Below are 23,211 nucleotides of genomic sequence, written 5' to 3'. Positions count from 1 at the left end.
CTGCATGAAAGGGCTGTCAAACCTAAGTTGTTGAATAATAAGTGAAAATTAATAGGAATAAGAATGTTTGTGAACCGCGTTGGCACGCTAACTTATTGATATACAGGCATAAAAAAACCGGACACGAGGTCCGGTTCTTTGAAATAGGGGGGGTCAAGCGGCTGTAAATTCTACCGGGTAGGGCAGGGCGGCATGCTGGCTCACCTGCAATTCGGTGAGGGTTTCACGAACCACCTGCTTGGCCAGGCAGGCGCATTTACCACATTGGCTGGCGACGTTGGTCGCAGCGCGGACTTCCTTGTAACTGCAGCATCCTTCATAGATCGCATCGCGGATCTGTCCGTCGGTGACGCCGACACAGAGACACACATACATAAGGGCTGACCATCGCTGTTGAGTCGATGGGTTGGAGCTTAATGTTAATGAGAATGCTTGTCAAAGGGCTTTGCGAAAGGGCCGTGCTTGAGCGACCGACGGTTGCATTCGGCCTGTCACCACAAGCCGTGTATGATGGTCGGCCTTTGTTTGATGCCGGGCAAGCCTGCTGGGCCCTGCAAACGGTTTTCCACCCTCACTAGGAGATTACAATGAGCGTACTCGTTGGCAAACAAGCCCCCGACTTCACCGTACCTGCCGTCCTGGGCAACGGCGAAATCGTCGACAGCTTCAACCTGGCTTCGGCCATCAAGGGCAAGTACGGCCTGGTGTTCTTCTACCCACTGGACTTCACCTTCGTCTGCCCGTCCGAGCTGATCGCCCTGGACAACCGCATTCCAGACTTCCAGGCCCGCAACGTGGAAGTGATCGGCGTTTCGATCGACTCGCACTTCACCCACAACGCCTGGCGTAACACCCCGGTCAACGCCGGCGGTATCGGCCAGGTCAAATACACCCTGGCGGCCGACATCACCCACGAAATCTGCAAGGCCTACGACGTTGAGTCCGAAGGCGGCGTGGCCTTCCGTGGCGCGTTCCTGATCGACACCAACGGTGTCGTGCGTTCGCAGATCGTCAACGACCTGCCGCTGGGCCGCAACATGGACGAGCTGCTGCGCCTGGTAGACGCCCTGCAATTCCACGAAGAGCACGGCGAAGTCTGCCCTGCCAACTGGAAGAAAGGCGACCAGGGCATGACCGCTTCGCCAGAAGGCGTTGCTGCTTACCTGAGCGAGAACGCTGGCAAGCTGTAATTGCCACGCGCATGAAAAAACCGGCCCAAGTGGCCGGTTTTTTTGTGCCGTTGCGTACCGCCGCTTCCACGGAGCTGCACCTGTGAGCTGCGCTGTCGCGATCCCCTGTAGGAGCGGGCTTGCCCCGCGAACACCGGCGAAGCCGGTGCCACGCACCGCGTCGCCGGCTTCGCGGGTCAAGTCCGCTCCTACAGATATCCGTTAAATCAGAATTTTTCGGCTCAGTCGTTGAAATCGCGCCAGCCGCCCATTTCCTTCCAGCGGTTGACGATACCGCAGAACAGCTCGGCCGTTTTCTCGGTGTCGTACCGCGCCGAATGCGCCTCACGCCCGTCGAAGTCGATGTCGGCGCTCTGGCAGGCCCGCGCCAGCACGGTCTGGCCGTAGGCCAGGCCCGCCAGGGAGGCGGTGTCGAAGCTGGAGAACGGGTGGAACGGGTTGCGCTTGATGTCGTTGCGCGCCACCGCGGCGTTGAGGAAGCCCAGGTCGAAGCTGCTGTTGTGGCCAACCAGGATCGCCCGTTTGCAGCCATTGGCCTTCAGCGCCTTGCGCACACCACGGAAGATGTCGGTGAGCGCACTTTCTTCGCTCACCGCCATGCGCAGCGGGTGGTCCAGCTTGATGCCAGTGAATTCCAGCGCCGCCGCCTCGATGTTCGCCCCTTCGAACGGCTCTACCCGGAAGAAGTAGGTGTGCTCGGGGAACAGGAAGCCTTTCTCGTCCATGCCGATGGTAACGGCGGCGATTTCCAGCAGGGCGTCGGTGGCGCTGTTGAAGCCACCGGTTTCGACGTCCACCACCACCGGCAGGTAGCCACGGAAGCGTTCGGCCATGGGGTGACGCGAACCGCTGTTGCCCTGGCCGTCCTGGTCGTCTTCGTAGAGGTCTTCGCTCACGCGTTGTCCTCCAGCAGGCGCCAGCGCAGTTTCTCGCCAGCGCGCAGCGGGATCACGGTTTGCTCGCCAAACGGCAGGCTATCGGGGGCCGTCCATTCCTCGCGCACCAGGGTGATGGTGTCGGTGTTCGCCGGCAGGCCATAGAAGGCCGGGCCATGCAGGCTGGCAAAGCCTTCCAGTTTGTCCAGCGCGTTGCGCTGCTCGAAGGCCTCGGCATACATCTCGATGGCCGCATAGGCGGTATAGCAACCGGCGCAGCCGCAGGCCGCTTCCTTGGCGTGGCGGGCGTGGGGGGCCGAGTCGGTGCCGAGGAAGAACTTCGGGTTGCCGCTGGTGGCAGCGTCCAGCAGCGCCACCTGGTGGGTGTTGCGCTTGAGGATCGGCAGGCAATAGAAGTGCGGGCGAATACCGCCAACCAGCATGTGGTTGCGGTTGTACAGCAGGTGCTGGGCAGTGATGGTGGCGCCGACGTTGGCCGGGGCCTCGGTGACGAACTGCGCGGCATCGCCGGTGGTGATGTGCTCGAACACCACTTTCAGGGTGGGGAAACGCTCGACCAGGCGGCGCATGTGCTCGTCGATGAAGCGCTTCTCGCGGTCGAAGACGTCGATCTCGCTGCGCGTCACTTCACCGTGCACCAACAGGGGCATGCCGACTTCGGCCAGCGCCTCGATGGCCGGGAAAATGTTGTCGATGCTGGTCACGCCCGAATCGGAGTTGGTGGTAGCGCCGGCCGGGTAGAGCTTGGCGGCGTACACGATGCCGCTGGCCTTGGCCGCGCGGATGTCCTCGGGGCTGGTACGGTCGGTGAGGTACAGCACCATCAGCGGTTCGAAGCGGCTGCCGGCGGGGCGGGCGGCGAGGATGCGCTCACGGTAGGCGCTGGCCTCGACGGCATTGCGTACCGGTGGAACCAGGTTAGGCATGATGATGGCACGGGCGAAGGTACGCGCCACGTCGCCAACGGTGTGGGGCAGGACGGCACCATCGCGCAGATGGATGTGCCAGTCGTCGGGACGCAGGAGGGTCAGGCGATCGGACATTGGGAATTCCAGGCGGGTCGAACTCAGGCCCCAATGCTACCGGAAAACCCCGGGCCGAGCACGGCTATCAAGTTTTCCGCGAAGCGCCCGATAGCCTGCCTGTAAGCCGTCAGAATTTTTGGAGCCGACCGTGCGCCAGCGTTACCTAGCCCTGTTGACCCTGTTCGCCAGCCTGCCGGCCGGTGCACTGACTTTCCAGACCCGCATGGAGAATGTCGCCTGGAAAGTCGAGGGTGACCAGTTCGAATGCCGCCTGATCCAGCCGATCGACGGTTTTGGCAGCGGCGAGTTCGTGCGCAAGGCCGGGGAGCTGCCGGTGTTCCGCCTGCGTTCGGACAGCAATGTGCTGGGCGCAGGTTCCGCCACCTTGCTGGCGGCCGCGGCGCCGTGGCAACCCGGGCGTGGCGATGTCAACCTGGGGGCGGTGCGCATGGCCCGTAGCGGCGTGCTGTTCAGCTCGTCGCAGAGCCAGGCTACCCGCCTGATCAACGGCTTGCTCGATGGCCGCGCCACGGTGGTGCGCAACTACACCGGCGAAGGTGGGCGGGTGATGGAAGTGCGGGTATTGCCGGTGAGCTTCGCCAAGGCCTACAGCGATTACCAGGCCTGTGCAGGCAAGATGTTGGCGATGAACTATGACCAGGTGCGCCAGACCCAGGTCGGTTTCCCCAGCGGTGGCGTGGACCTGGATGCCGACGCGCGGGCGCGGCTGGATGTGATTCTCGACTATCTGAAGGCCGACCCAACGGTTAACCACATCGAGCTCAACGGCCATTCCGACAACAGCGGCAACCGTTTGACCAACCGCGACGCCTCGCGCCGCCGTGCCCTGGCGGTGGCGGACTACTTCAAGGCCCATGGGGTGCCGGAGGAGCAGATTGATGTGCGCTTCCACGGTGAGCGTTATCCGCTGGTGAAGAACAACAGCCCGGCCAACCGTGCGCGTAATCGGCGGGTGAATATCGAGCTGGACCGGGTGGCGGTGGTGGAGAAACCGGGGGGGGCGGCGGCAGCGGCGGCACCGGCACCGGCACCGGCACCGGCACCGGCACCGGCACCGGCACCAGCACCGGCAGCACCCGCCAAGGCGCCCTGATATAGAGGCGTCAGGGCCACCATGAGCATGCCGCAACCTCTTTGGCGCCTGTGAGATCGAGCGCCGCCCGCGCGGCGCTTCGCGAGCTTTGCTCGCTCCTACGTTTGTTTCGGGCCAGTGAGTCCTGGGGGATTTGCGCGCGAACGCCTTGGCGCATGGCGCGATACCTCGCCTGCCACAGGCGTTACTGGCCCAAAACAAACGTAGGAGCGAGCGCAGCTCGCGATGCGCCGCGCGGGCGGCGCTCGATCTCACCGGCGCCGAAAATGTAACGGCATGCGCCTGGCTGCCCCCACCCAACCTCCCCACCCAACACCGCCACCACGCCCCCACCCAACATCCCCGCGACCCCACGTCGCGCCCCTGAATGTTCTTGTCGCTTTGTCGTCAGAAGCTGTCGCCCCACTGTAAATTTATCCGCAACGCCGGTAGAATCGATCCCTTTCCGTACAACCCCGTGGAGTGATGGCATGGCGGACGTAAAAAAGGTCGTACTGGCGTATTCCGGCGGCCTTGATACTTCGGTGATTCTCAAGTGGCTGCAGGATACCTACGACTGCGAAGTGGTGACCTTCACCGCTGACCTGGGTCAGGGCGAAGAAGTCGAGCCGGCTCGCGCCAAAGCCCAGGCAATGGGCGTCAAAGAGATCTACATCGACGACCTGCGCGAAGAATTCGTGCGTGATTTCGTCTTCCCGATGTTCCGCGCCAACACCGTCTACGAAGGCGAGTACCTGCTGGGTACTTCCATCGCTCGTCCGCTGATCGCCAAGCGCCTGATCGAAATCGCCAACGAAACCGGCGCCGACGCCATTTCCCATGGCGCCACCGGCAAGGGCAACGACCAGGTTCGCTTCGAGCTGGGCGCCTACGCCCTCAAGCCTGGCGTCAAGGTCATCGCCCCATGGCGCGAGTGGGACCTGCTGTCTCGCGAGAAGCTGATGGACTACGCCGAGAAGCACGGCATTCCAATCGAGCGCCACGGCAAGAAGAAGTCGCCGTACTCGATGGACGCCAACCTGCTGCACATCTCCTACGAAGGCGGTGTCCTGGAAGATACCTGGACCGAGCACGAGGAAGACATGTGGCGCTGGAGCGTCTCGCCAGAGAACGCCCCCGACCAGGCCACCTACCTGGAACTGACCTACCGCAACGGTGACATCGTCGCCATCGACGGCGTCGACATGAGCCCGGCCACCGTGCTGGCCGAGCTGAACCGCATCGGCGGCGCCAACGGCATTGGCCGCCTGGACATCGTCGAGAACCGTTACGTCGGCATGAAGTCCCGTGGCTGCTACGAAACCCCGGGCGGCACCATTATGCTCAAGGCCCACCGCGCCATCGAGTCGATCACCCTGGACCGCGAAGTCGCTCACCTCAAAGACGAGTTGATGCCCAAGTACGCCAGCCTGATCTACACCGGCTACTGGTGGAGCCCGGAGCGTCTGATGCTGCAACAGATGATCGACGCCTCCCAGGTCAACGTGAATGGCGTGGTTCGCCTGAAACTCTACAAGGGCAACGTCATCGTGGTTGGCCGCAAGTCGGACGATTCGCTGTTCGATGCCAACATCGCCACCTTCGAAGAAGATGGCGGCGCCTACAACCAGGCCGATGCGGCGGGCTTCATCAAGCTCAATGCACTGCGCATGCGCATTGCTGCGAACAAAGGCCGCGGGATGCTCTAAGCCCCCGCAGGCGACAAAAAGCCCCGGCCTTGGCCGGGGTTTTTTTTCGCCTGGGGCAAGGCCCGCAGCGGCAAATGCTATGCGCTGATCTTGCCGATCGAAAGCTCGACACGCTGGGCGCGGTCGACATTGCAAAAGCACCAGCGGCGCTCTGCGCCCACCGGTTGTGCAATGGCCTGCAGCACGTGCTGCTCCAGCAGTTCCCCTGCGCTTGGGCCTGACAGCAGAACGGTGACCGGCTCTGCTGCGGCCATCACTGGCTCGGCCGCAAGCGGCGCTTCGGGCCCGGGTGAGTAGAAGGACTTGGCATTGAAGTTCAGCGTCAGGAAGAACAGTGCAGTGAGGAAAAACGGGAAGCCCACCAGGAACCAGGTATAGAGGGTCTGGCTTTTCTCACCGAGAAAGGGCAGTGCTGCCAGCGCCGATGCCTCGATGATGCCTGCGAAGATCGCAATGATTGTCAGCGGGCTAACGGCTTTGTGATCGACCATGATGATTACCTCCCTGCGGTCCCGCTAACCTGAACGCTCGCCTGGCCTTTGTGAACGGTGGAGTATTTCCGGCGCGGGAAGATTACCCCCCAAGGCATTTCCCTTCGTTCGCGCCAACCGCGTTGCCGGGGATGCATGCAACTCATTGCGCTGGGTCATGAGCGCGGCGGTGTCGATGCTGTACAAAGTCACCTGTAGGACAATTCCTAAACATGGGTAAGGCTCATCTATTCAGCCAAATACGGGGGAGATGGACACGCAATCCCGCGTTCTGCTCGGTTATGGTGGCGCATCGTCAATGCTGAATAATGAATGGATATCGCATGAATAAAGTCCTTATCGTGGATGATCATCCGGTCATACGCCTTGCAGTGCGCATGCTGATGGAGCGGCATGGCTACGACGTGGTGGCCGAAACCGACAACGGCGTGACCGCCCTGCAACTCACCCGTGAACACCTGCCGGACATCGTGGTGCTGGATATCGGCATCCCCAAGCTTGATGGGCTCGAAGTCATCGCCCGCATGGCCACGGCGAGCCCGGGAAGCCGGGTACTGGTGCTCACCTCGCAAACGCCGGGGCATTTTTCCATGCGCTGCATGCAGGCGGGGGCCTCGGGCTACGTGTGCAAGCAGCAGGAACTGACCGAACTGCTCAGCGCCATCAAGGCCGTGCTCTCTGGCTACAGCTATTTCCCCAACCAGGCCTTGCACAAGTCGCGCGGGCGGGTAGGCGGGGTTTCGGAAAAGGAAATGGTCGAGCGCCTGTCGGCGCGGGAAATGATGGTGCTGCAGCAACTGGCTCGGGGGCGCTCCAACAAGGAAATCGCCGACAGCATGTTCCTGAGCAACAAGACCGTCAGTACCTACAAGACACGCTTGCTGCTCAAGCTCAATGCCCACTCCCTGGTGGACCTGATCGAACTGGCCCGGCGCCACGGCATCAACTGATCCGCACAGGCGCAAAGCCTCCGCAATGGAGGCTTTGGTCAATGGCTACAGGTCGTAGTCGAAGTCGGCAAGTTGCCGTTGCAGGCGGCGCTCTTCGAGGAGGTTGTCAATGGTGCGGCGTTTGCTCAGGTTGGTCTTGGCGGTTTCCACCTGGGGTTCGGCGTCGTCGTCAGCGGTGGCAAAGTCATCTTCGATCGACAGGTCGTCTTTATCGGTACTCATGAGTCGCTCCAAGCCAAAGGGCCATTGGCCGTCCTTATAACGGGAAAGCGAAGTCCGGTAAAAAAGATTTTTTCAATCGAAATGTAGCGGTTTTTGCTATTGCCTCAATCGTCGGAAGTCTTCTGCTTGTACTCGCACAGGTCCTCGATGCGGCAACTGCCACAGCGCGGCTTGCGGGCCTGGCACACGTAGCGCCCGTGCAGGATCAACCAGTGGTGGGCGTCCAGCAGGTAATCCTTGGGTACAAATTTCATCAACTTCTTCTCGACCTCAAGCACATTCTTGCCGGGTGCGATGCCGGTGCGGTTGCTGACGCGGAAAATGTGCGTATCCACGGCCATGGCCGGTTGCCGGAACGCCGTGTTGAGCACCACGTTGGCGGTCTTGCGGCCTACCCCGGGCAGCGCTTCGAGCGCTTCGCGGGTTTGCGGGACCACGCCGTCGTGGCGTTCGATCAACAGGCGGCAGGCTTCGATGACGTTCTTGGCCTTGCTGTTGTACAGGCCGATGGTCTTGATGTACGCACTCAGCCCCTCCACCCCCAGCGCATAAATGGCCTGGGGCGTATTGGCCACCGGAAACAGGCGCGCGGTGGCCTTGTTCACACCCACATCGGTGGATTGCGCAGAGAGCGTAACGGCGACCAGCAGTTCAAACGGGGTGGTGTAAGCCAGTTCTGTCTTCGGGTCGGGGTTGTCTTCGTGCAGCCTGCGAAAAATCTCCAGGCGTTTGGCAGCATTCATGGGGTCAACGCGTTCCTTGACGACGTGAGGGGGCAGGGCCCGGACGCAGGCCATTGTACAAGGCCAGCAGCAGTCCGAGCAGTAGCAGTGCGCCGGCGGGGTGGCTGGCCAGTTGCACCCCGAGGCCTTCGGCCAGCCCTTGGCGCACGCCACCAAGCACCAGGCAGGCCAGGATCAGCCCGGTATTCTGCACCAGCAGGGCTCGCCAGCGGCCCTCAGCCGGCAAATGCTGATCGACGGCAAGGCACTGCAGGCACACAAGCGCCGGAAAATACCCGAGCGACAAGGCCAGGGGCAAGGCCCAGGCGCGCAGTGAAAGCTGCAGGCAACTGGCCAGGGCCGCAAGCAGCAGCAGGCTCGCCGCCCAGTAGGGTGGGCCGCTGAGCCTGGCGCGCACAGGGCTCAGCAAGGCCTGGTGGGCAAGGTTCATGGTCAGCATGCAGGCGGCGATGGTGCCCGCCTGGGTGAGGGTTTGGGTGGCACCGAGCAGCGCGGGCAGGCTGGCGATCAGCAAGGTGTTTCTATTCATGCGCGGGAGCCCCGAGCCACTGCAGGCGATGCCGGTCGAAATACGCCAGCGCCTCGTGTTGTGCTTCGATCACCGCGCGGGAGGTGACGGTAGCGCCTGCCAGCTGGTCGAAGTCGCCGTGGTCACGGCGGATTGCCCAGCGGTCAGTCAGGCTACGCTGGGCAAATTGGGCCAGCCAGTTAGCTTGCGGGTCGTCCAGGCGGCCACCCAGGCCTGGGGTTTCCCGTTGTTCGATCACCTCGGTGCCAACCAGCCTGCCATCGGCGGCGATGGCCATCACCAGCGTGATTGGCGCTGCGTAGCCCTGTACCTGGCTGACCAGCACCACGGCGGTCACCGAAGTCCCCAGTAGCGCACGATAGGCAGCGTTTATTCGGCTGTGGGCCGGTTGTTCGGCAGGTAGCTGCAGGGGCGTGTCCAACGGCTGGTTGTCGTAGCTGTGCGCGGGCAGCACAGCCAGCAGCTGCCGGGCTTGCAGCTGCCGCTCGGCATCGCTGATCGCGGTGTGGGTCCATCCGCGCCAGGCGAGCGTGGCAGCCAGGGCCAGCGCGCTGATCAGCGCCAGCAGCAGGCCGCTGCGCAGTTGCCGGGTCATGGCGTGCCCTGCACTCGGCGCAAGGCCAACCGGTCGAGGGCGGGCACGGCCAGGTTCAGCAGCAGGATGACGAATGCCGTGCCGTCCGGGTAGCTGCCCCAGGTGCGAACCAGGTAGATCAGCGCCCCGGCGATAAGCCCGAACAGCAGCCGGCCCTGGTCGGTTCTGGGGCCGGAAACCGGCTCGGTGGCGATGAAGAAGGCGGCCAGCATGGTCGAGCCGGAAAACAGGTGCAGCAGCGGCGAGCCATGGGAGTCCGAGCCGGAACCATTCCAGGCCAGCAGGCTGCACAGGAACAGGCCAGCCAGCAGGCCCACCGGCGCCTGCCAGCCGTACACCTTGCGCTGCAGCAGAAACAGCCCGCCGAGCAGGAACGCCAGGTTGATCCACTCACTGGCTCGCCCACCAACGCTGCCAAAGCCTGGGTGGCTGGCGAACAGTTCGTCGAGGGTCAGGCTGCGGTTGTGGCGCAGGCTGTCGAGTGCCGTGGGCTGGGCCCAGGCGTCGATCTGGCCAGCGTCGGTAAACACCCCCTGCAGGCTTTCGAGCAAGCCGGGGGGCTGGCCGGGCCAGTGGTTCATTTGCAGGGGAAAGCTCAACAGTACAGCGGCATAGCCGAGCATTGCCGGGTTGAACAGGTTGCGCCCGACGCCGCCGAACGCGTGCTTGCCGAGGGTAATGGCGATGCTGGTGGCCGCCACCGGCAGCCACCAGGGCGCCAGGGTGGGCAGGGCGAGTGCCAGCAGCACACTGCTCACCAGCGCGCTGGCGTCGTTCAAACCCGCCCGTACCGGCTGGCCACGCCATGCCAGCAGCGCAGCCTCGCAGCACAGGGCGCTGGCGGCGCACAGCAGCAGGTTGAACAGTAGCCCCCAGCCATGAAACCAGAACGCTGTCATCACCCCGGGCATGCAGGCCAGCAGCACCAGGCCCATGGCGGTGCGCAGCCGTGCATCGGCGGCGCTCATTGCGTGAACAGCCCATTCAAGCCCGAGCACGCCATGGCCATGATGCCTGCGCCGATCAAGGCGATGGGCAGGCCACGCAGTGCGCGGGGCAGCTGTTCATGCTCGGTGCGCTGTTGCAGGTCGGCAAACAGGGTAAGCGCCAGCCAGAAGCCCAGCCCGGCGCCGATGCCCCAGCCCAGGGTTGCCAGCCATGGCGTGTGCTCGGCCATGGCCGGCAGCGCCAAGCCGAGCACCAAGGCATTGCCCAGGATCGGCGTGCCAAGGCCCTGGGAGATCATGCCTGGGCGAAGCCTGGCCAGCAGCAGCGGCCCGGCCCAGGCGAGCACTGCCAGCCAGGGTAGCAGCAGGAACAGGCGCAGGTCTTCGAGTTGCCAGGGGGCTATCAGCCAGTGCTCGATCAACCGCCCGCCGCACACGCCCAGCGCGGTCGTCACGGCGCATGCCAGGCCGAAACCGGGCAAGCGGCTGGGTGGCAGCAGCACATGGCTGACCAGCGCGGCGCCGAGCAGCGTCAGGACGTAGTCGTTCATGCACAAGAAGATAGCCGGGAATCGCCATGGGCGTGGGCCCCGGTAGGAGCGAGCGAAGCTCGCGATGCTTTCAGGGCCGATTGGTGCGTTGCCTGGGCTGGCCCTATCGCGAGCTGCGCTCGCTCCTACGGGGTAGGGCGGCGGGGGAAGAAGGCAAAAAAATACCCCGGCGGGGCGCCGGGGTATGGGGGTTACTTGATGCGCTGGCCTGGCTTGGCGCCGCTGTCCGGGCTCAGCAGGTAGATTTCTTCACCGCCCGGGCCGGCCGCCATGACCATGCCCTCGGATACGCCAAAGCGCATTTTCCGTGGCTTGAGGTTGGCCACCATCATGGTCAGGCGCCCTTCGAGCTTGGACGGGTCCGGGTAGGCCGACTTGATGCCGGAGAACACATTGCGGCGCTCGTCACCAATGTCCAAGGTCAACTGCAGCAGTTTGTCTGCGCCCGGCACCGCCTCGGCCTTGACGATCAGCGCCACGCGCAGGTCGACGGCAGCGAAGGTGTCGAACTCGATTTCCGCCGACAGCGGGTCTTTGCCCAGCTCGCCGTTGCCGGCCGGTGCTTGCTGGGCCTCGGCGGCCAGCAGGTCTTCCTTGCTGGCGGCGACCATGGCTTCGACCTTGGCCGGCTCGATGCGGCTCATCAGCGCCTTGAACGGGTTCAGCTGGTGGTTTTCCAGGCGCGACTGGTGGTCGTTCCAGGCCAGCGGGGCCACATTGAGGAAGGCCTCGGCGTCGGCGGCCAGCAGCGGCAGCACCGGCTTGAGGAAGATCACCAGCTGGCGGAACAGGTTGATGCCTTGGGCGCAGATGGCCTGAACCTCGTCCTGCTTGCCTTCCTGCTTGGCCAGCGACCACGGCGCCTTGTCGGCGATCCAGGCGTTGGCACGGTCGGCCAGGGCCATGATTTCCCGCATGGCGCGGCCAAAGTCGCGGCCTTCATAGGCTTCGGCGATCGATGGGGCCGCGGCCAGGAAGGCTTCGGTCAGCTCCGGTGCGGCATCGCCGGCCACCATCACACCGCCATTGCCTTTGTGGATGAAGCCTGCGCAGCGGCTGGCGATGTTGACCACCTTGCCCACCAGGTCGGAATTCACCTTCTGCACGAAGTCTTCGAGGTTCAGGTCGAGGTCGTCGACGCCACGGCCGAGCTTGGCCGCGTAGTAGTAGCGCAGGTATTCCGGCTGCAGGTGGTCGAGGTAGGTGCGGGCCTTGATGAAGGTGCCGCGCGACTTCGACATTTTTGCGCCGTTCACGGTCAGGTAACCGTGCACGTTGACGGCGGTTGGCTTGCGGAACCCGGCGCCTTCGAGCATGGCTGGCCAGAACAGGGCGTGGAAGTTGACGATGTCCTTGCCGATGAAGTGGTACAGCTCGGCCTTGGAGCCTTGGTTCCAGAAGGCGTCGAAGTCCAGCTCCGGGCGGCGGGCACAGAGGTTCTTGAAGCTGGCCATGTAGCCAATCGGCGCATCCAGCCACACGTAGAAATACTTGCCCGGCTCGCCTGGAATCTCGAAGCCGAAGTACGGCGCATCACGCGAGATGTCCCACTCCTGAAGGCCCGAATCCAGCCATTCGGCGAGCTTGTTGGCCACCGCGTCCTGCAGGGTGCCGCTGCGGGTCCACTGCTGCAGCATGGCCTGGAAGTCGGGCAGCTTGAAGAAGAAGTGCTGGGAGTCGCGCAGCACCGGGGTGGCGCCGGAGATCGCCGACTTGGGGTTCTTCAGCTCAGTGGGGGCGTAGGTGGCGCCGCATTTTTCGCAGTTGTCGCCGTACTGGTCTTCGGCGGCGCACTTCGGGCAGGTGCCCTTGATGAAACGGTCGGCCAGGAACATGCCCTTTTCAGGGTCGAAATACTGGGTCACCGAACGGGTGGCGATGTGCCCGGCGTCGCGCAGGCGCGAGTAGATCAGGCTCGACAGCTCGCGGTTTTCTTCGCTGTGGGTGGAGTGGAAGTTGTCGAAGTCCACCAGGAAATCGGAGAAGTCGCTGCTGTGCTCGGCCTGGACGTTGGCGATCAGCTGTTCCGGGGTGATGCCTTCCTTTTCCGCGCGCAGCATGATGGCCGAGCCGTGGGCGTCGTCGGCGCAGACGTAGACGCACTGGTTACCGCGCAGCTTCTGGAAGCGCACCCACATGTCCGTCTGGATGTACTCCAGCATATGGCCAAGGTGGATGGATCCGTTGGCATAGGGCAGGGCGCTGGTGACGAGAATCTGACGTGGCTCGGACATGGTGGCTCGGCTACTTATCTGGCTCGGGTAAAAATGAGGGTGATCGGCCACTATAAAGGGCCGGGAAATATATTTCACCCCGCGCGCGCATCTGCTGACGATTGACGGGTTAGGATAGGCGCCTGTTTCGCATTCAGTTTGCCAATGGGAGTGTCCATGAGTGCCGTCACCCGTGCCGCCGTCGAAGGTGTGCTTCGCCAGTACAACGACCCCTACCTGAACCAGGACCCGGTCAGCGCCGGTTGCGTGCGCGCCATCGACATCCAGGGCGGGCAGGTCAGTGTGCAGTTGCAGCTGGGGTATGCCGCCGGCCTGTTCAAGAACGGCTGGGCCCAGGTGCTGCAAACCGCCCTGGAGAACCTCGACGGGGTCAGCGCTGCCCAGGTGTCGATCGATTGCGTGGTGGCCGCGCACAAGGCCCAGGCCCAGGTGCCGGCCATGGCCAACGTCAAGAACATCGTCGCCGTGGCCTCGGGCAAGGGCGGGGTGGGTAAGTCCACCACCGCTGCCAACCTGGCCCTGGCGCTGGCCCGTGAAGGTGCCCGGGTTGGGATTCTCGACGCCGACATCTATGGCCCCAGCCAGGGCGTGATGTTCGGCATCAAGGAGGGCACCCGCCCACAAATCCGCGACCAGAAGTGGTTCGTACCGATCAAGGCCCATGGCGTGGAAGTGATGTCCATGGCCTTTCTCACCGACGACAACACGCCGATGGTATGGCGTGGCCCGATGGTTTCCGGCGCGCTGCTGCAACTGGTGACCCAAACCGCCTGGGACGACCTCGACTACCTGGTGATCGACATGCCACCGGGCACTGGCGATATCCAGCTGACCCTGGCGCAGAAAGTGCCGGTGGCCGGCTCGGTGATCGTCACCACCCCGCAGGACCTGGCCCTGCTGGATGCCAAGAAGGGCGTTGAGATGTTCCGCAAGGTCAACATCCCGGTGCTGGGCGTGGTGGAGAACATGGCTGTGCACATCTGCTCCAACTGCGGCCATGCCGAGCACCTGTTCGGCGAGGGGGGCGGCGAGAAGCTGGCGGCCCAATATGGCGTCGAGCTGCTGGCCTCGCTGCCACTGTCGATGCTGATTCGCGAGCAGGCCGACAGCGGCAAGCCGACGGCGATTGCCGAGCCGGACAGCCAGATTGCCCTGGTTTACCAGGAACTGGCCCGCCAGGTAGGTGCGCGTATCGTGCTGCAGGAAGCGGCGGCGCCGGCGATGCCGAGCATTACCATTAGCGAGGACTGAAGACCGCGTGGGCTTCTTCGCGGGGCAAGCCCGCTCCTACAGGAGCGGGTTTGGCGAGGCGTCGAACCGCCGCGAAGCAGGCGACTCGGTGTTTCGATCAGGCATAAAAAAACCCGCCAGAGGCGGGTTTTTTTGAAAGCTAGGAAGCTAAATCGACTTAGGCGATTTGAACTTCTTCAGCCTGCATGCCTTTCTGGCCGCGGGTAGCGACGAAAGTAACAGCCTGGCCTTCTTTCAGGGTTTTGAAGCCGTCAGCTTGGATGGCTTTGAAGTGCACGAACAGGTCATCGCCCGACTGAGGGGTGATGAAGCCGTAGCCTTTCTCATCGTTGAACCACTTAACGGTACCGGATTGACGGTTGGACATTTTTCTGTCTCCTTGGACAATTTGATAACGGTCAGGAAAAACCCTGGCCGGGACTGAGCGCAAAGAGAGCAGAAAATTCAGCGATGGGCCGATCAGGATCGTGCATCAAACTAGAGATTCTCGGTGTCACGTGCAGCACAGTGGCGCCACCTTACCCCACTTTCCGCGAGCTGCCAATGGTCTTGGGGCGCTTTACGCAAATTCGGATCGGCGGCCGCTGCAAGCCCCGTCTGGCGCGGGATGTGGCACGGAACTTTAACCCAGGCGCCGGGACCGGTAATATGCGCGTCTGGATTTTCCCCTCGCAACTCTTCAGGACACCCCGCCATGAGCATCAAATCGGACAAGTGGATTCGCCGCATGGCGCAGGAACACGGCATGATCGAACCGTTCGTCGAGCGCCAGGTGCGCGGCGAGCAAGACAGCCGGGTCATCTCCTTCGGCGTTTCCAGCTACGGCTACGACGTGCGCTGCGCCGACGAATTCAAGGTGTTCACCAACATCAATTCGGCCACCGTCGACCCGAAGAACTTCGATGCCGGCAGCTTCGTCGACATCAAGAGCGACGTGTGCATCATTCCGCCAAACTCCTTCGCCCTGGCCCGCACCGTCGAATACTTCCGTATTCCGCGTGACGTGCTGACCATCTGCCTGGGCAAGAGCACCTACGCCCGGTGCGGCATCATCGTCAACGTCACCCCGCTTGAGCCGGAATGGGAAGGCCACGTGACCCTGGAGTTCTCCAACACCACCACGCTGCCGGCCAAGATCTACGCCAACGAAGGCGTGGCGCAGATGCTGTTCCTGCAGTCCGACGAAGAATGCGAAGTGTCGTACAAGGACCGTGGCGGCAAGTACCAGGGCCAGCGCGGCGTCACCCTGCCACGCACCTGAGCCGACAAGCGCGGGGAATTTGTTTCGCCATTGCCACTCCAACGTTGTGAACAGTGCCGGTACGCCCGATGCGTATCGGCCCTCGACAGGAGCTGCCAATGAAACTCGACCCCGCCATCACTGCAAAGCTGGCTGTGTTGCAGCCCAACCAGATCGGCTTGCTGGCATGGTCACTGCTGGCCCACCCGATGCCCTTGCAGGCAGGCGGTGTGCCGCACCAGCCAGGCCCCGATACGCCCCAGCCCGCCCAGCCTGGCGACACGCCACCGATGGAGCCGGGTGAGCCTACCCTGCCAGACGAACCCCCACCGTCTCCTGTGGCCTGATTACTCGGCCAGCGCCCACACCTGCTCGCCGCCCACGGCGTACACCCGTGTGCCCGCAGCGGGCGCCACCACCCAGCCGCCGGTAAACTCCCCGAACGCAGGCAGCAAACTGACCTGCTCATCGATCAGGAAGCAGGGCAGGCGCAGGCGCTGGCGGGCTCGCCCGCGCAGCACGAACACCGGATGCACATGGCCTGCCAGCACAGGGTGTTGCGGGTGGGCCTTGGGCTCATGCTGCAAGGCAAAGGGCGCCAGCAGCAGGGGTTCGTCGCGCACCTCGATGCCCAGCTGCGCCGGTGGGTCGCCGGCATGGCGGTCATGGTTGCCGCGCACCAGCACCAGCTTTACCTGGGGCCAGCGCATTCTCCAGGCCATCAGCCTGGCCAGGGTGGCCGGCGCGTGCGCGGCGCGTGCGTGAAGAAAATCGCCCAGGATGATCACCTGCTGGCAGTCATGGGCGGCCAGCAGGCGGTCTAGGCGGTCCAATGTCGCGCGGGTGGTGCCGCGTGGCACCGGCTGGTGCAGGGCGCGGTAGCTGGCCGCCTTGCCAATGTGCACGTCAGCCAGCAGCAGGGTGCGCCGGGCGGGCCAGTAGATGGCCTTGTCGGCCAGCAGCCAGAGGCGTTCGCCGCAGTGGTCGATCGGCAGGTGGCTGTTCATGAGCGGTTCGCGGCTTTTTCAAGGTCCGCCACCATGCGGGCAATGCGGTCGGCGAGTTTTTCAGTGCTCAGGGTTTCGCGCATGCCTTCGACCAGCAAGGCGAAGGCCAGTGGCCCGGGGCGCTGCAAGGCCTGAAGGTTGAGGCGCAGGCCCTGCATCTTGCGCAGCTGCTGGTGCAGGCGCTCGATCTCCAGCTCCTGGCTGAGCACTTCATCGCGCGCCTGGCCCAGCAGCAGGTTGCCGGCATCATGCTTGCGGAACACCTCGTAGAACAGCCCGCTGGAGGCCTGGATCTGCCGCGTGCTTTTCTGCGCGGCCGGGTAGCCGCCGAACACCAGCCCGGCGATCTGGGCAATTTCGCGAAAACGCCGCAAGGCCATTTCACCGGCATTGAGGCTGGCCAGCACGTCTTCGAGCAGGTTGTCGGCCGACAGTGCGCCGGGCAGGCAGCTTGCCCAGTCCACCTCGCTGGGGCTGAGCAGTTCGAAGCCATAGTCGCTGACCGCGATGGACACCGACAGCGGCTGCGTGCGGCTGGCCCGCCAGGCAATCAGGTTGGCCAGGCCCAGGTTGGCCATGCGCCCGGCAAAGGGGTAGAGGAACAGGTGCGAGCCCTGGCGTGAGGTGAAGGTTTCGGCCAGCAGCGTGTCGCCGGTGGGCAGCGCCGACCACTGCGCCTGCAATTCAAGCAGTGGCCGCACGGCCTGCATTTCCGGCCCGCGATACTGGCCGTGGGCGGCGGCATCGAGTTGCCCCACCAAGGCGTCGGCGAGCTCGCTGGAAAGCGGCATGCGCCCGCCGTTCCAGCGCGCCACGGCGGCCTTGCGCGCGGTGCTGCGGCGCACGTAGGCGGTCATGCCCTCGACCCGCACCAGTTCCAGGATGCGCCCGGCGAACACCAGGGTGTCACCGGGGCGCAGGCGGGCGATGAACGCCTCCTCGACGCTGCCCAGGTGCTTGCCACCGCCGCCCTTGCTCCAATATTTGAGCTGCAGGCTGGCTTCACTGACGATGGTGCCGATGCCCATGCGGTGGCGCCGCGCCAAGCGCTCGCTGGCCACCCGCCAGATACCGTCGGCGTGGGCTTCGACCCGTTGATAGTCGGGGTAGGCGGTCAGTGCGTGGCCGCCGTGGCTGACGAAATCCAGTGCCCACTGCCACTGGCTGTCGCGCAGGCCTTTGAACGCCCAGGTACTGCGCACCTCGGCCAGCAGCTGCGAGGGCTGAAAGCCACTGCCAAGGGCCATGCTGACCAGGTGCTGCACCAGTACATCCATGCACAGGCGGGGCGACTGGCGCGCCTCAATATGCCCCGCCGCCAGCGCCGCGCGGGCGGCGGCGGCCTCCACCAGTTCCAGGCTGTGGGTCGGCACCAGGGTAATACGCGAGCGGCGCCCGGGGGCATGCCCGGAGCGCCCGGCACGTTGCATCAGGCGGGCGATGCCCTTGGCCGAGCCAATCTGCAGCACGCGCTCGACGGGCAGAAAGTCCACGCCCAGGTCGAGGCTGGATGTGCAGACCACCGCTTTGAGTGTGCCCTGCTTGAGGCTTTGCTCCACCCAGTCGCGGGTCGCCCGCGCCAGCGAAGCGTGATGCAAGGCGATCTGCCCGGCCCAGTCGGGGCGCGCATCGAGCAGGGCCTGGTACCAGAGTTCGGCCTGGGCCCGGGTATTGGTGAACACCAGGCTGCTGGTGCTGGCATCCAGCTCGGCGGCCACCTGGGCGAGCATTTTCAGGCCCATGTGCCCGGCCCAGGGGAAGCGCTCGATGGCCGGGGGCAGCAGGGTGTCGACCTGCAGTTGCTTGTCTTGCCGGCCTTCGACCAGCTGGCCCCCTTGGGGCAGCAGCACGTCCAGGGCGTGCGGCAAGTTGCCCAGGGTGGCCGACAGGCCCCAGGTGACCAACTTCGGCTGCCAACGGCGCAGGCGCGCCAGGGCCAGTTGCAGCTGTACGCCGCGTTTGTTGCCGAGCAGTTCGTGCCATTCGTCCACCACCACCAGGCGCAGGCTGGCGAAGTCCTCGGCGGCCGAGGCGCGGGTCAGCAGCAGGGTCAGGCTTTCCGGTGTGGTGATCAGCACGCTGGGCAGGCGCCTGGCCTGGCGGGCGCGCTCGCTGCTGTTGGTGTCGCCGCTGCGCACACCGACGTTCCAGTTCAGCGCACAGTCGTCCAGCGGCGCTTGCAGTGCGCGTGCAGTATCGGCCGCCAGTGCGCGCATGGGCGTGATCCACAGCACCTGCAGCGGTGCCGGCTGGCGCCCAGCAGCGGCTTTGGCGTAGGCGCGCAGGGCGCCCAGCCACACGGCGTAGGTTTTCCCCGCGCCGGTACTGGCATGCAGCAGCCCCGATTCACCGCGCCCGATCGCCGCCCAGACCTGGCGTTGGAAGGCAAAGGGTTTCCAGCCGCGGGCGGCGAACCAGGCATTGGCGAGGTCGGGGGAAGTAGGCATGCGCGGCGAGGGTCCTGCAGAGGCTGTGTTTCTACAGACCGCTGGCCGGGCACTTTGGTTTTAACCGATCAGTTGGCCAGCAGGTAACCGCTGCGGCACACCTGTTCGCCGGCGACATGGGCGATGACCATGCCTGCCGTGGCCATGCGCCGCACGCTGCGGGCGTAGAGCAAGCCGCCCTGCTGGCTGCGCACGGCCGTCACGCGGTCGCTGAGTGGGTCGATCACTTCGGCGATCAGCTGGCCGGCCTGCACGGCCTGGCCGGGGCGGGCGTGGTACACCAGCAGCCCGCCCAGTGGCGCGCTCACCGGTTCCACGGCGGCCAATGGGGTGGCCGGGCGGGGCAGCGGGGGCTGCTCGGCGGCGCGGCCTTCGATGACTCCAAGGTGGGTCAGGTAGTCGAGAATGGCCTGGCAGTCCTGGCTTGCCAGCTCATGGCTGACGTCGGCCTGGCCGCGCAGTTCCACGGTCACCGCGACGCTGCCCAGCGGGATCGGGAAGCGCTTGCCGAAGCGCTGCTGCAACTGCCACCAGACCAGGCTGAAGCATTCATCGAACGACTGCCCGCCGGAATCGGTGGCCAGCAGGCTGGCCTGTGCCCCCAGGTAGCGGGCCAGTGGCTCGACCTGCGGCCAGGCTTCTGGCGTGGTGTAGAGGTGTTCGACGGCCTCGAAGTCGCAGTGCAGGTCCAGCACCAGGTCGGCATCGCAGGCCAGCCGCTGCAGGGCCAGGCGCTGGGACTGCAGCGGCGTGTGCGCCGGGTGGGCATCCAGGCCGCGGCGCAGGTATTCGCGGATCAAGGCCAGGTTGTGGGCCGGGTCCTGGGTCAGGTGGCCTTCGATCTGGTCGCCGATGCTGTCGGACAGGTCGACGAAATTGCGGTTGAAGTTCTCGCCGCTCTGCAACGCGAAACGGCCCAACGGTGCGTCCAGCACCACTTGCTCAAGGCCCACCGGGTTGGCCACCGGCACCAGAATCACCTCGCGGCGCAGCAGCCCCTGTTGCTCAATCTCGGCCAGGCGGCGCTTGAGGTGCCAGGCCACCAGCATGCCCGGCAGCTCGTCGGCATGCAGCGAGGCCTGGATATACACCTTGGCGCCCCCGCGCGGGCCGAAGTGGAAGCTGTGCAGTTGGCGCGAGATGCCCGGTACGGGAGAGAGCAGGTCGTGGGTTGAATGGTGCATGGTAATCCTGGTGGCGTGCGAAAACGGTCTGCGACCCAAAATAGAAGCATAATTTTCGCCACCGTGCTGGCTTCTTCGCGGGTAAACCCGGTCAATTAGGCCAACAACGCCTGCAATGCCGCCAAGTCATCCGCTTCTTCCACCGGCTTGTCCAACCGCCAGCGCAACATGCGCGGAAAGCGCACGGCGATTCCGCTCTTGTGCCGCTTGGACAGGGCGATACCCTCGAACCCCAACTCGAATACCAGGGTTGGGGTGACGCTGCGCACCGGCCCGAAGGTTTCCACCGTGGTCTTGCGAATGATCGCATCGACCTTGCGCATTTCTTCGTCGCTAAGCCCTGAGTAGGCCTTGGCAAAAGGCACCAGGGCGCGTTCGGGCGTACCGGGTGGCGCATTCCACACCGCAAAGGTGTAGTCGCTGTAAAGGCTGGCGCGCCGGCCATGGCCGCGCTGGGCATAGACCAGCACGGCATCGACGCTGAACGGGTCGATCTTCCACTTCCACCACACGCCCATGTCCTTGGTCCGGCCTACGCCGTACAAGGCCTCGCGCTGCTTGAGCATCAGCCCCTCGACGCCCAGGCTGCGCGACTGTTCACGCAGGCTGGCGAGCGCCTGCCAGGTCTGGCCCGCCAGCAGCGGCGACAGTTGCAACGGCGCCAGTGGGGCGTCTTCCACCACCTGTTGCAACTGCTGGCGGCGGGTATGCTGCGGGCGGTTGCGCCAGTCTTCGCCGTGCCATTCCAGCAGGTCGTAGGCCAGCAGGACCACGGGCGCTTCGGCGAGCAGCTTCTTGCCCAAGGTCTTGCGCCCGATGCGTTGCTGCAGCACGGCGAAAGGCTGCACGGCCGGCCCATCGGCCTCGGGCTTCCAGACCACGATTTCGCCATCGAGCACGGTGCCGTCCGGCAGGCTGGCGGCCAGGCCGTGCAGCTCGGGGAAGCGCTCGGTGACCAGTTCCTCGCCGCGTGACCATATCCACAGCTGCCCCTCGCGCTTGACCACCTGGGCGCGGATACCGTCCCATTTCCATTCGACCTGCCAGGCGCCGGGCGGCCCGAGCAGGTCGTCGAACTGCTCGGTGGGCGCCTGCAGCGCATGGGCCAGAAAAAACGGGTACGGCTGGCCGCCGCGCTGGCGGTGTTCATCGGCCGATTCCTCGGCTACCAGCATCTGGTAACTGGCCGCTGTGGGGCGATGGCCGATGTCGGTGTAGCCCACCAGGCGCTGGGCTACGCGCTTGGCGTCCAACCCGGCCAACTGCGCCAGGGCGCGGGTGACCAGCAGCTTGGACACGCCCACGCGAAAACTGCCGGTGATCAGCTTCAGGCACAGCATCAGGCTGGGCCGGTCCAGTTGGGCCCATAACGGTGGCAGGCGTTGCTGGATGTGCTCTGGGGGCAAGCCGCGCAGGGGCAGCAAGTGGCACTCCAGCCACTCGGCCAGGCTTGCATCGCTGGCATGGGCGCTTGGCGGCAATACCAGGGAAATGGTTTCTGCCAGGTCGCCAACAGCCTGGTAACTTTCCTCAAACAGCCAGTCGGGCAGCCCCGCCAAGGTCGTGGCCAGTTCGCGCAGGACGCGCGTAGGCACCAGTTGCCGGGGGCGGCCGCCGGCAAGGAAGTACACGGCCCAGGCCGCATCCTCCGGTGCTGCGCTGCTGAAGTAGTCGCGCAGGGCGTCGAGCTTGGCGTTGCTGGAGGTGGTGCCGTCCAGGCGCAGGTACAGCTCGGCGAAGGCCTTCATGCCGGGGCCTGCGTAGCGGGTGTGTCGTCCTCGTCGCCGTATTCGGTGACGAAGGCGCGGGCATCCAGGCCTTGCTCGTTGAGGTAGCGCACCAGCACGTTGACCGAGCCGTGGGTGACCATCACCCGTTGCGCGCCGGTCTGGCCGATGGCCCACAGCAGCCCCGGCCAGTCGGCATGGTCGGAGAGCACGAAGCCGCGGTCTACCCCGCGCCGGCGGCGGGTGCCGCGCAGTAGCATCCAGCCGCTGGCAAAGGCGTCGCTGTAGTCGCCGAAGCGGCGCATCCAGCTGCTGCCGGCAGCGGACGGCGGTGCCAGCACCAGCGCCTGGCGCAGCAGGGGGTCGTTGCGGGCGATATCACCGGCATAACGGGTGGGCGGCAGGTGCACGCCGGCCTCGCGGTATACCCGGTTCAGCGGCTCTACCGCACCGTGGACCAGGATCGGCCCGATGGCCGGGTTCAGCCCATGGAGAATCCGCTGGGCCTTGCCGAAGGCATAGCAGAACAGCACGCTGGCCTTGCCCTGGGCGGCGTTGGCCTGCCACCAGGCATTGATGCCGACGAACACCTCTGCCTGGCTGGGCCAGCGGTAGATGGGCAGGCCGAAGGTCGATTCGGTAATGAAGGTATCGCAGCGCACCGGCTCGAACGCGGCGCAGGTGCCATCGGGTTCGATCTTGTAGTCCCCCGAGGCCACCCAGACTTCGCCCTGGTGCTCCAGGCGTACCTGCGCCGAACCGAGCACATGGCCGGCCGGGTGCAGGCTCAGGGTGACGCCGTGGTGCTGGATGCGCTCACCGTAGGGCAGGGCCTGCAGGGCGATGTCCTGGCCCAGCCGGCTGCGCAGGATGCCGGCGCCGGGGGCGGCGGTCAGGTAGTGGCGGTTGCCGCTGCGGGCATGGTCGCCGTGGCCGTGGGTGATCACGGCACGCTCCACTGGGCGCCAGGGGTCGATGTAGAAGTCACCGGGCGGGCAGTACAGGCCTTCGGGGCGGGCGATGACGAGGTCCATGGGCGGTGTGCGCTGGTTGGGGGTTACCAGTTAGGAGCCGTGGTGGGGTAGGGAAGTTCGGATGGGATTGGCGGTGGATTTCCAGGGCCTGTTAGAACGAGCGCCGCTCGCGCGGCGCATCGCGAGCTGCGCTCGCTCCTACATCT

General features: G+C 64.8%; 24 protein-coding genes. 7 read left to right on the top strand and 17 right to left on the bottom strand.

The window, feature by feature from the left end:
- Positions 1–153: 153 nt before the first annotated feature.
- On the bottom strand, positions 154–375 hold the full coding sequence (locus F3J44_RS05290) for a bacterioferritin-associated ferredoxin (protein ID WP_027918972.1): 222 nt from the start codon (positions 373–375) through the stop codon (positions 154–156).
- A gap of 212 nt (positions 376–587) precedes the next feature.
- Here F3J44_RS05290 and F3J44_RS05285 point away from each other — a divergent pair, with 212 nt between their 5' ends.
- Positions 588–1,190 carry a peroxiredoxin gene (locus F3J44_RS05285; RefSeq protein WP_027918971.1) on the top strand — a complete coding sequence of 201 codons (603 nt, stop codon included), beginning with the start codon at positions 588–590 and terminating at the stop codon, positions 1,188–1,190.
- A gap of 221 nt (positions 1,191–1,411) precedes the next feature.
- Here the strand turns inward: F3J44_RS05285 and rnt are convergent, their stop codons facing one another.
- Positions 1,412–2,023 (bottom strand): ribonuclease T, encoded by a 612-nt coding sequence (gene rnt, locus F3J44_RS05280; RefSeq protein WP_240158258.1) that lies wholly within the window; start codon positions 2,021–2,023, stop codon positions 1,412–1,414.
- A 59-nt stretch (positions 2,024–2,082) separates the two neighbouring features.
- A complete protein-coding gene (gene pyrC / locus F3J44_RS05275; protein WP_060484000.1) occupies positions 2,083–3,129 on the bottom strand; it encodes a dihydroorotase in 1,047 nt (348 codons plus the stop codon).
- Positions 3,130–3,259: 130 nt separating this feature from the next.
- On the opposite strand from pyrC, the gene F3J44_RS05270 reads away from it, so the two are divergent.
- On the top strand, positions 3,260–4,225 hold the full coding sequence (locus tag F3J44_RS05270; RefSeq protein WP_167270997.1) for an OmpA family protein: 966 nt from the start codon (positions 3,260–3,262) through the stop codon (positions 4,223–4,225).
- Between the two features lie 470 nt (positions 4,226–4,695).
- Positions 4,696–5,913, top strand: a complete 1,218-nt coding sequence (locus F3J44_RS05265) for an argininosuccinate synthase (RefSeq protein ID WP_167070421.1) — start codon at positions 4,696–4,698, stop codon at positions 5,911–5,913.
- A 77-nt stretch (positions 5,914–5,990) separates the two neighbouring features.
- On the opposite strand, the gene F3J44_RS05260 is transcribed toward F3J44_RS05265, so the two are convergent.
- The gene (locus F3J44_RS05260; protein WP_167270995.1) at positions 5,991–6,404 is read right to left on the bottom strand and encodes a hypothetical protein; all 414 of its coding nucleotides are present in this window, start codon (positions 6,402–6,404) and stop codon (positions 5,991–5,993) included.
- Positions 6,405–6,727: 323 nt separating this feature from the next.
- Between F3J44_RS05260 and F3J44_RS05255 the strand changes: the two genes are divergently transcribed.
- Positions 6,728–7,354: a response regulator transcription factor gene (locus tag F3J44_RS05255; RefSeq protein ID WP_167070417.1), complete on the top strand. Its 627-nt coding sequence runs from the start codon at positions 6,728–6,730 to the stop codon at positions 7,352–7,354.
- A 45-nt stretch (positions 7,355–7,399) separates the two neighbouring features.
- Here the strand turns inward: F3J44_RS05255 and F3J44_RS05250 are convergent, their stop codons facing one another.
- The 7 genes from F3J44_RS05250 to metG all read right to left on the bottom strand — a co-directional run bounded on the left by F3J44_RS05250 (position 7,400) and on the right by metG (position 13,175).
- Positions 7,400–7,576: a PA3496 family putative envelope integrity protein gene (locus F3J44_RS05250; RefSeq protein ID WP_167070416.1), complete on the bottom strand. Its 177-nt coding sequence runs from the start codon at positions 7,574–7,576 to the stop codon at positions 7,400–7,402.
- Positions 7,577–7,680: 104 nt separating this feature from the next.
- On the bottom strand, positions 7,681–8,319 hold the full coding sequence (gene nth / locus F3J44_RS05245) for an endonuclease III (protein WP_167070415.1): 639 nt from the start codon (positions 8,317–8,319) through the stop codon (positions 7,681–7,683).
- Between the two features lie 4 nt (positions 8,320–8,323).
- Positions 8,324–8,848 (bottom strand): Rnf-Nqr domain containing protein, encoded by a 525-nt coding sequence (locus F3J44_RS05240; protein ID WP_167270993.1) that lies wholly within the window; start codon positions 8,846–8,848, stop codon positions 8,324–8,326.
- Positions 8,841–9,443: an RnfABCDGE type electron transport complex subunit G gene (locus tag F3J44_RS05235; protein ID WP_167270991.1), complete on the bottom strand. Its 603-nt coding sequence runs from the start codon at positions 9,441–9,443 to the stop codon at positions 8,841–8,843. The genes F3J44_RS05240 and F3J44_RS05235 overlap by 8 nt, the downstream gene beginning before the upstream one ends.
- Positions 9,440–10,411, bottom strand: a complete 972-nt coding sequence (locus F3J44_RS05230; protein WP_167270989.1) for an RnfABCDGE type electron transport complex subunit D — start codon at positions 10,409–10,411, stop codon at positions 9,440–9,442. Before F3J44_RS05230 ends, F3J44_RS05235 begins: the two co-directional genes overlap by 4 nt.
- Complete coding sequence (locus F3J44_RS05225) at positions 10,408–10,941, bottom strand: Rnf-Nqr domain containing protein (RefSeq protein WP_167270987.1); 534 nt, start codon at positions 10,939–10,941, stop codon at positions 10,408–10,410. Before F3J44_RS05225 ends, F3J44_RS05230 begins: the two co-directional genes overlap by 4 nt.
- 191 nt (positions 10,942–11,132) lie before the next feature.
- On the bottom strand, positions 11,133–13,175 hold the full coding sequence (metG, locus tag F3J44_RS05220; protein ID WP_167270985.1) for a methionine--tRNA ligase: 2,043 nt from the start codon (positions 13,173–13,175) through the stop codon (positions 11,133–11,135).
- Positions 13,176–13,331: 156 nt separating this feature from the next.
- Here metG and apbC point away from each other — a divergent pair, with 156 nt between their 5' ends.
- The gene (apbC, locus tag F3J44_RS05215; protein ID WP_167270977.1) at positions 13,332–14,426 is read left to right on the top strand and encodes an iron-sulfur cluster carrier protein ApbC; all 1,095 of its coding nucleotides are present in this window, start codon (positions 13,332–13,334) and stop codon (positions 14,424–14,426) included.
- A 157-nt stretch (positions 14,427–14,583) separates the two neighbouring features.
- On the opposite strand, the gene F3J44_RS05210 is transcribed toward apbC, so the two are convergent.
- Positions 14,584–14,793 (bottom strand): cold-shock protein, encoded by a 210-nt coding sequence (locus F3J44_RS05210; RefSeq protein WP_016488765.1) that lies wholly within the window; start codon positions 14,791–14,793, stop codon positions 14,584–14,586.
- A gap of 327 nt (positions 14,794–15,120) precedes the next feature.
- Here F3J44_RS05210 and dcd point away from each other — a divergent pair, with 327 nt between their 5' ends.
- Together dcd and F3J44_RS05200 are read left to right on the top strand one after the other, a co-directional pair.
- On the top strand, positions 15,121–15,687 hold the full coding sequence (gene dcd, locus F3J44_RS05205) for a dCTP deaminase (RefSeq protein WP_003258001.1): 567 nt from the start codon (positions 15,121–15,123) through the stop codon (positions 15,685–15,687).
- A gap of 98 nt (positions 15,688–15,785) precedes the next feature.
- A complete protein-coding gene (locus F3J44_RS05200) occupies positions 15,786–16,013 on the top strand; it encodes a hypothetical protein (protein ID WP_167070401.1) in 228 nt (75 codons plus the stop codon).
- Here the strand turns inward: F3J44_RS05200 and pdeM are convergent, their stop codons facing one another.
- The 5 genes from pdeM to F3J44_RS05175 all read right to left on the bottom strand — a co-directional run bounded on the left by pdeM (position 16,014) and on the right by F3J44_RS05175 (position 23,065).
- Positions 16,014–16,673 (bottom strand): ligase-associated DNA damage response endonuclease PdeM, encoded by a 660-nt coding sequence (gene pdeM / locus F3J44_RS05195; RefSeq protein ID WP_167270975.1) that lies wholly within the window; start codon positions 16,671–16,673, stop codon positions 16,014–16,016.
- On the bottom strand, positions 16,670–19,120 hold the full coding sequence (locus tag F3J44_RS05190) for a ligase-associated DNA damage response DEXH box helicase (protein WP_167270973.1): 2,451 nt from the start codon (positions 19,118–19,120) through the stop codon (positions 16,670–16,672). Before F3J44_RS05190 ends, pdeM begins: the two co-directional genes overlap by 4 nt.
- 68 nt (positions 19,121–19,188) lie before the next feature.
- Positions 19,189–20,304 carry a succinylglutamate desuccinylase/aspartoacylase family protein gene (locus F3J44_RS05185; protein ID WP_167270971.1) on the bottom strand — a complete coding sequence of 372 codons (1,116 nt, stop codon included), beginning with the start codon at positions 20,302–20,304 and terminating at the stop codon, positions 19,189–19,191.
- 95 nt (positions 20,305–20,399) lie between these two features.
- Positions 20,400–22,052 (bottom strand): ATP-dependent DNA ligase, encoded by a 1,653-nt coding sequence (locus F3J44_RS05180; RefSeq protein WP_167270970.1) that lies wholly within the window; start codon positions 22,050–22,052, stop codon positions 20,400–20,402.
- Positions 22,049–23,065, bottom strand: a complete 1,017-nt coding sequence (locus F3J44_RS05175; protein ID WP_167270969.1) for a ligase-associated DNA damage response exonuclease — start codon at positions 23,063–23,065, stop codon at positions 22,049–22,051. Before F3J44_RS05175 ends, F3J44_RS05180 begins: the two co-directional genes overlap by 4 nt.
- Between the last annotated feature and the right edge of the window lie 146 nt (positions 23,066–23,211).

Origin of the sequence: Pantoea sp. Tr-811, from assembly GCF_011752535.1 — a bacterium.
In the GTDB taxonomy this organism is placed as follows: Bacteria; Pseudomonadota; Gammaproteobacteria; order Pseudomonadales; family Pseudomonadaceae; genus Aquipseudomonas.
This window is presented reverse-complemented; position numbering and strand designations above follow the sequence as displayed.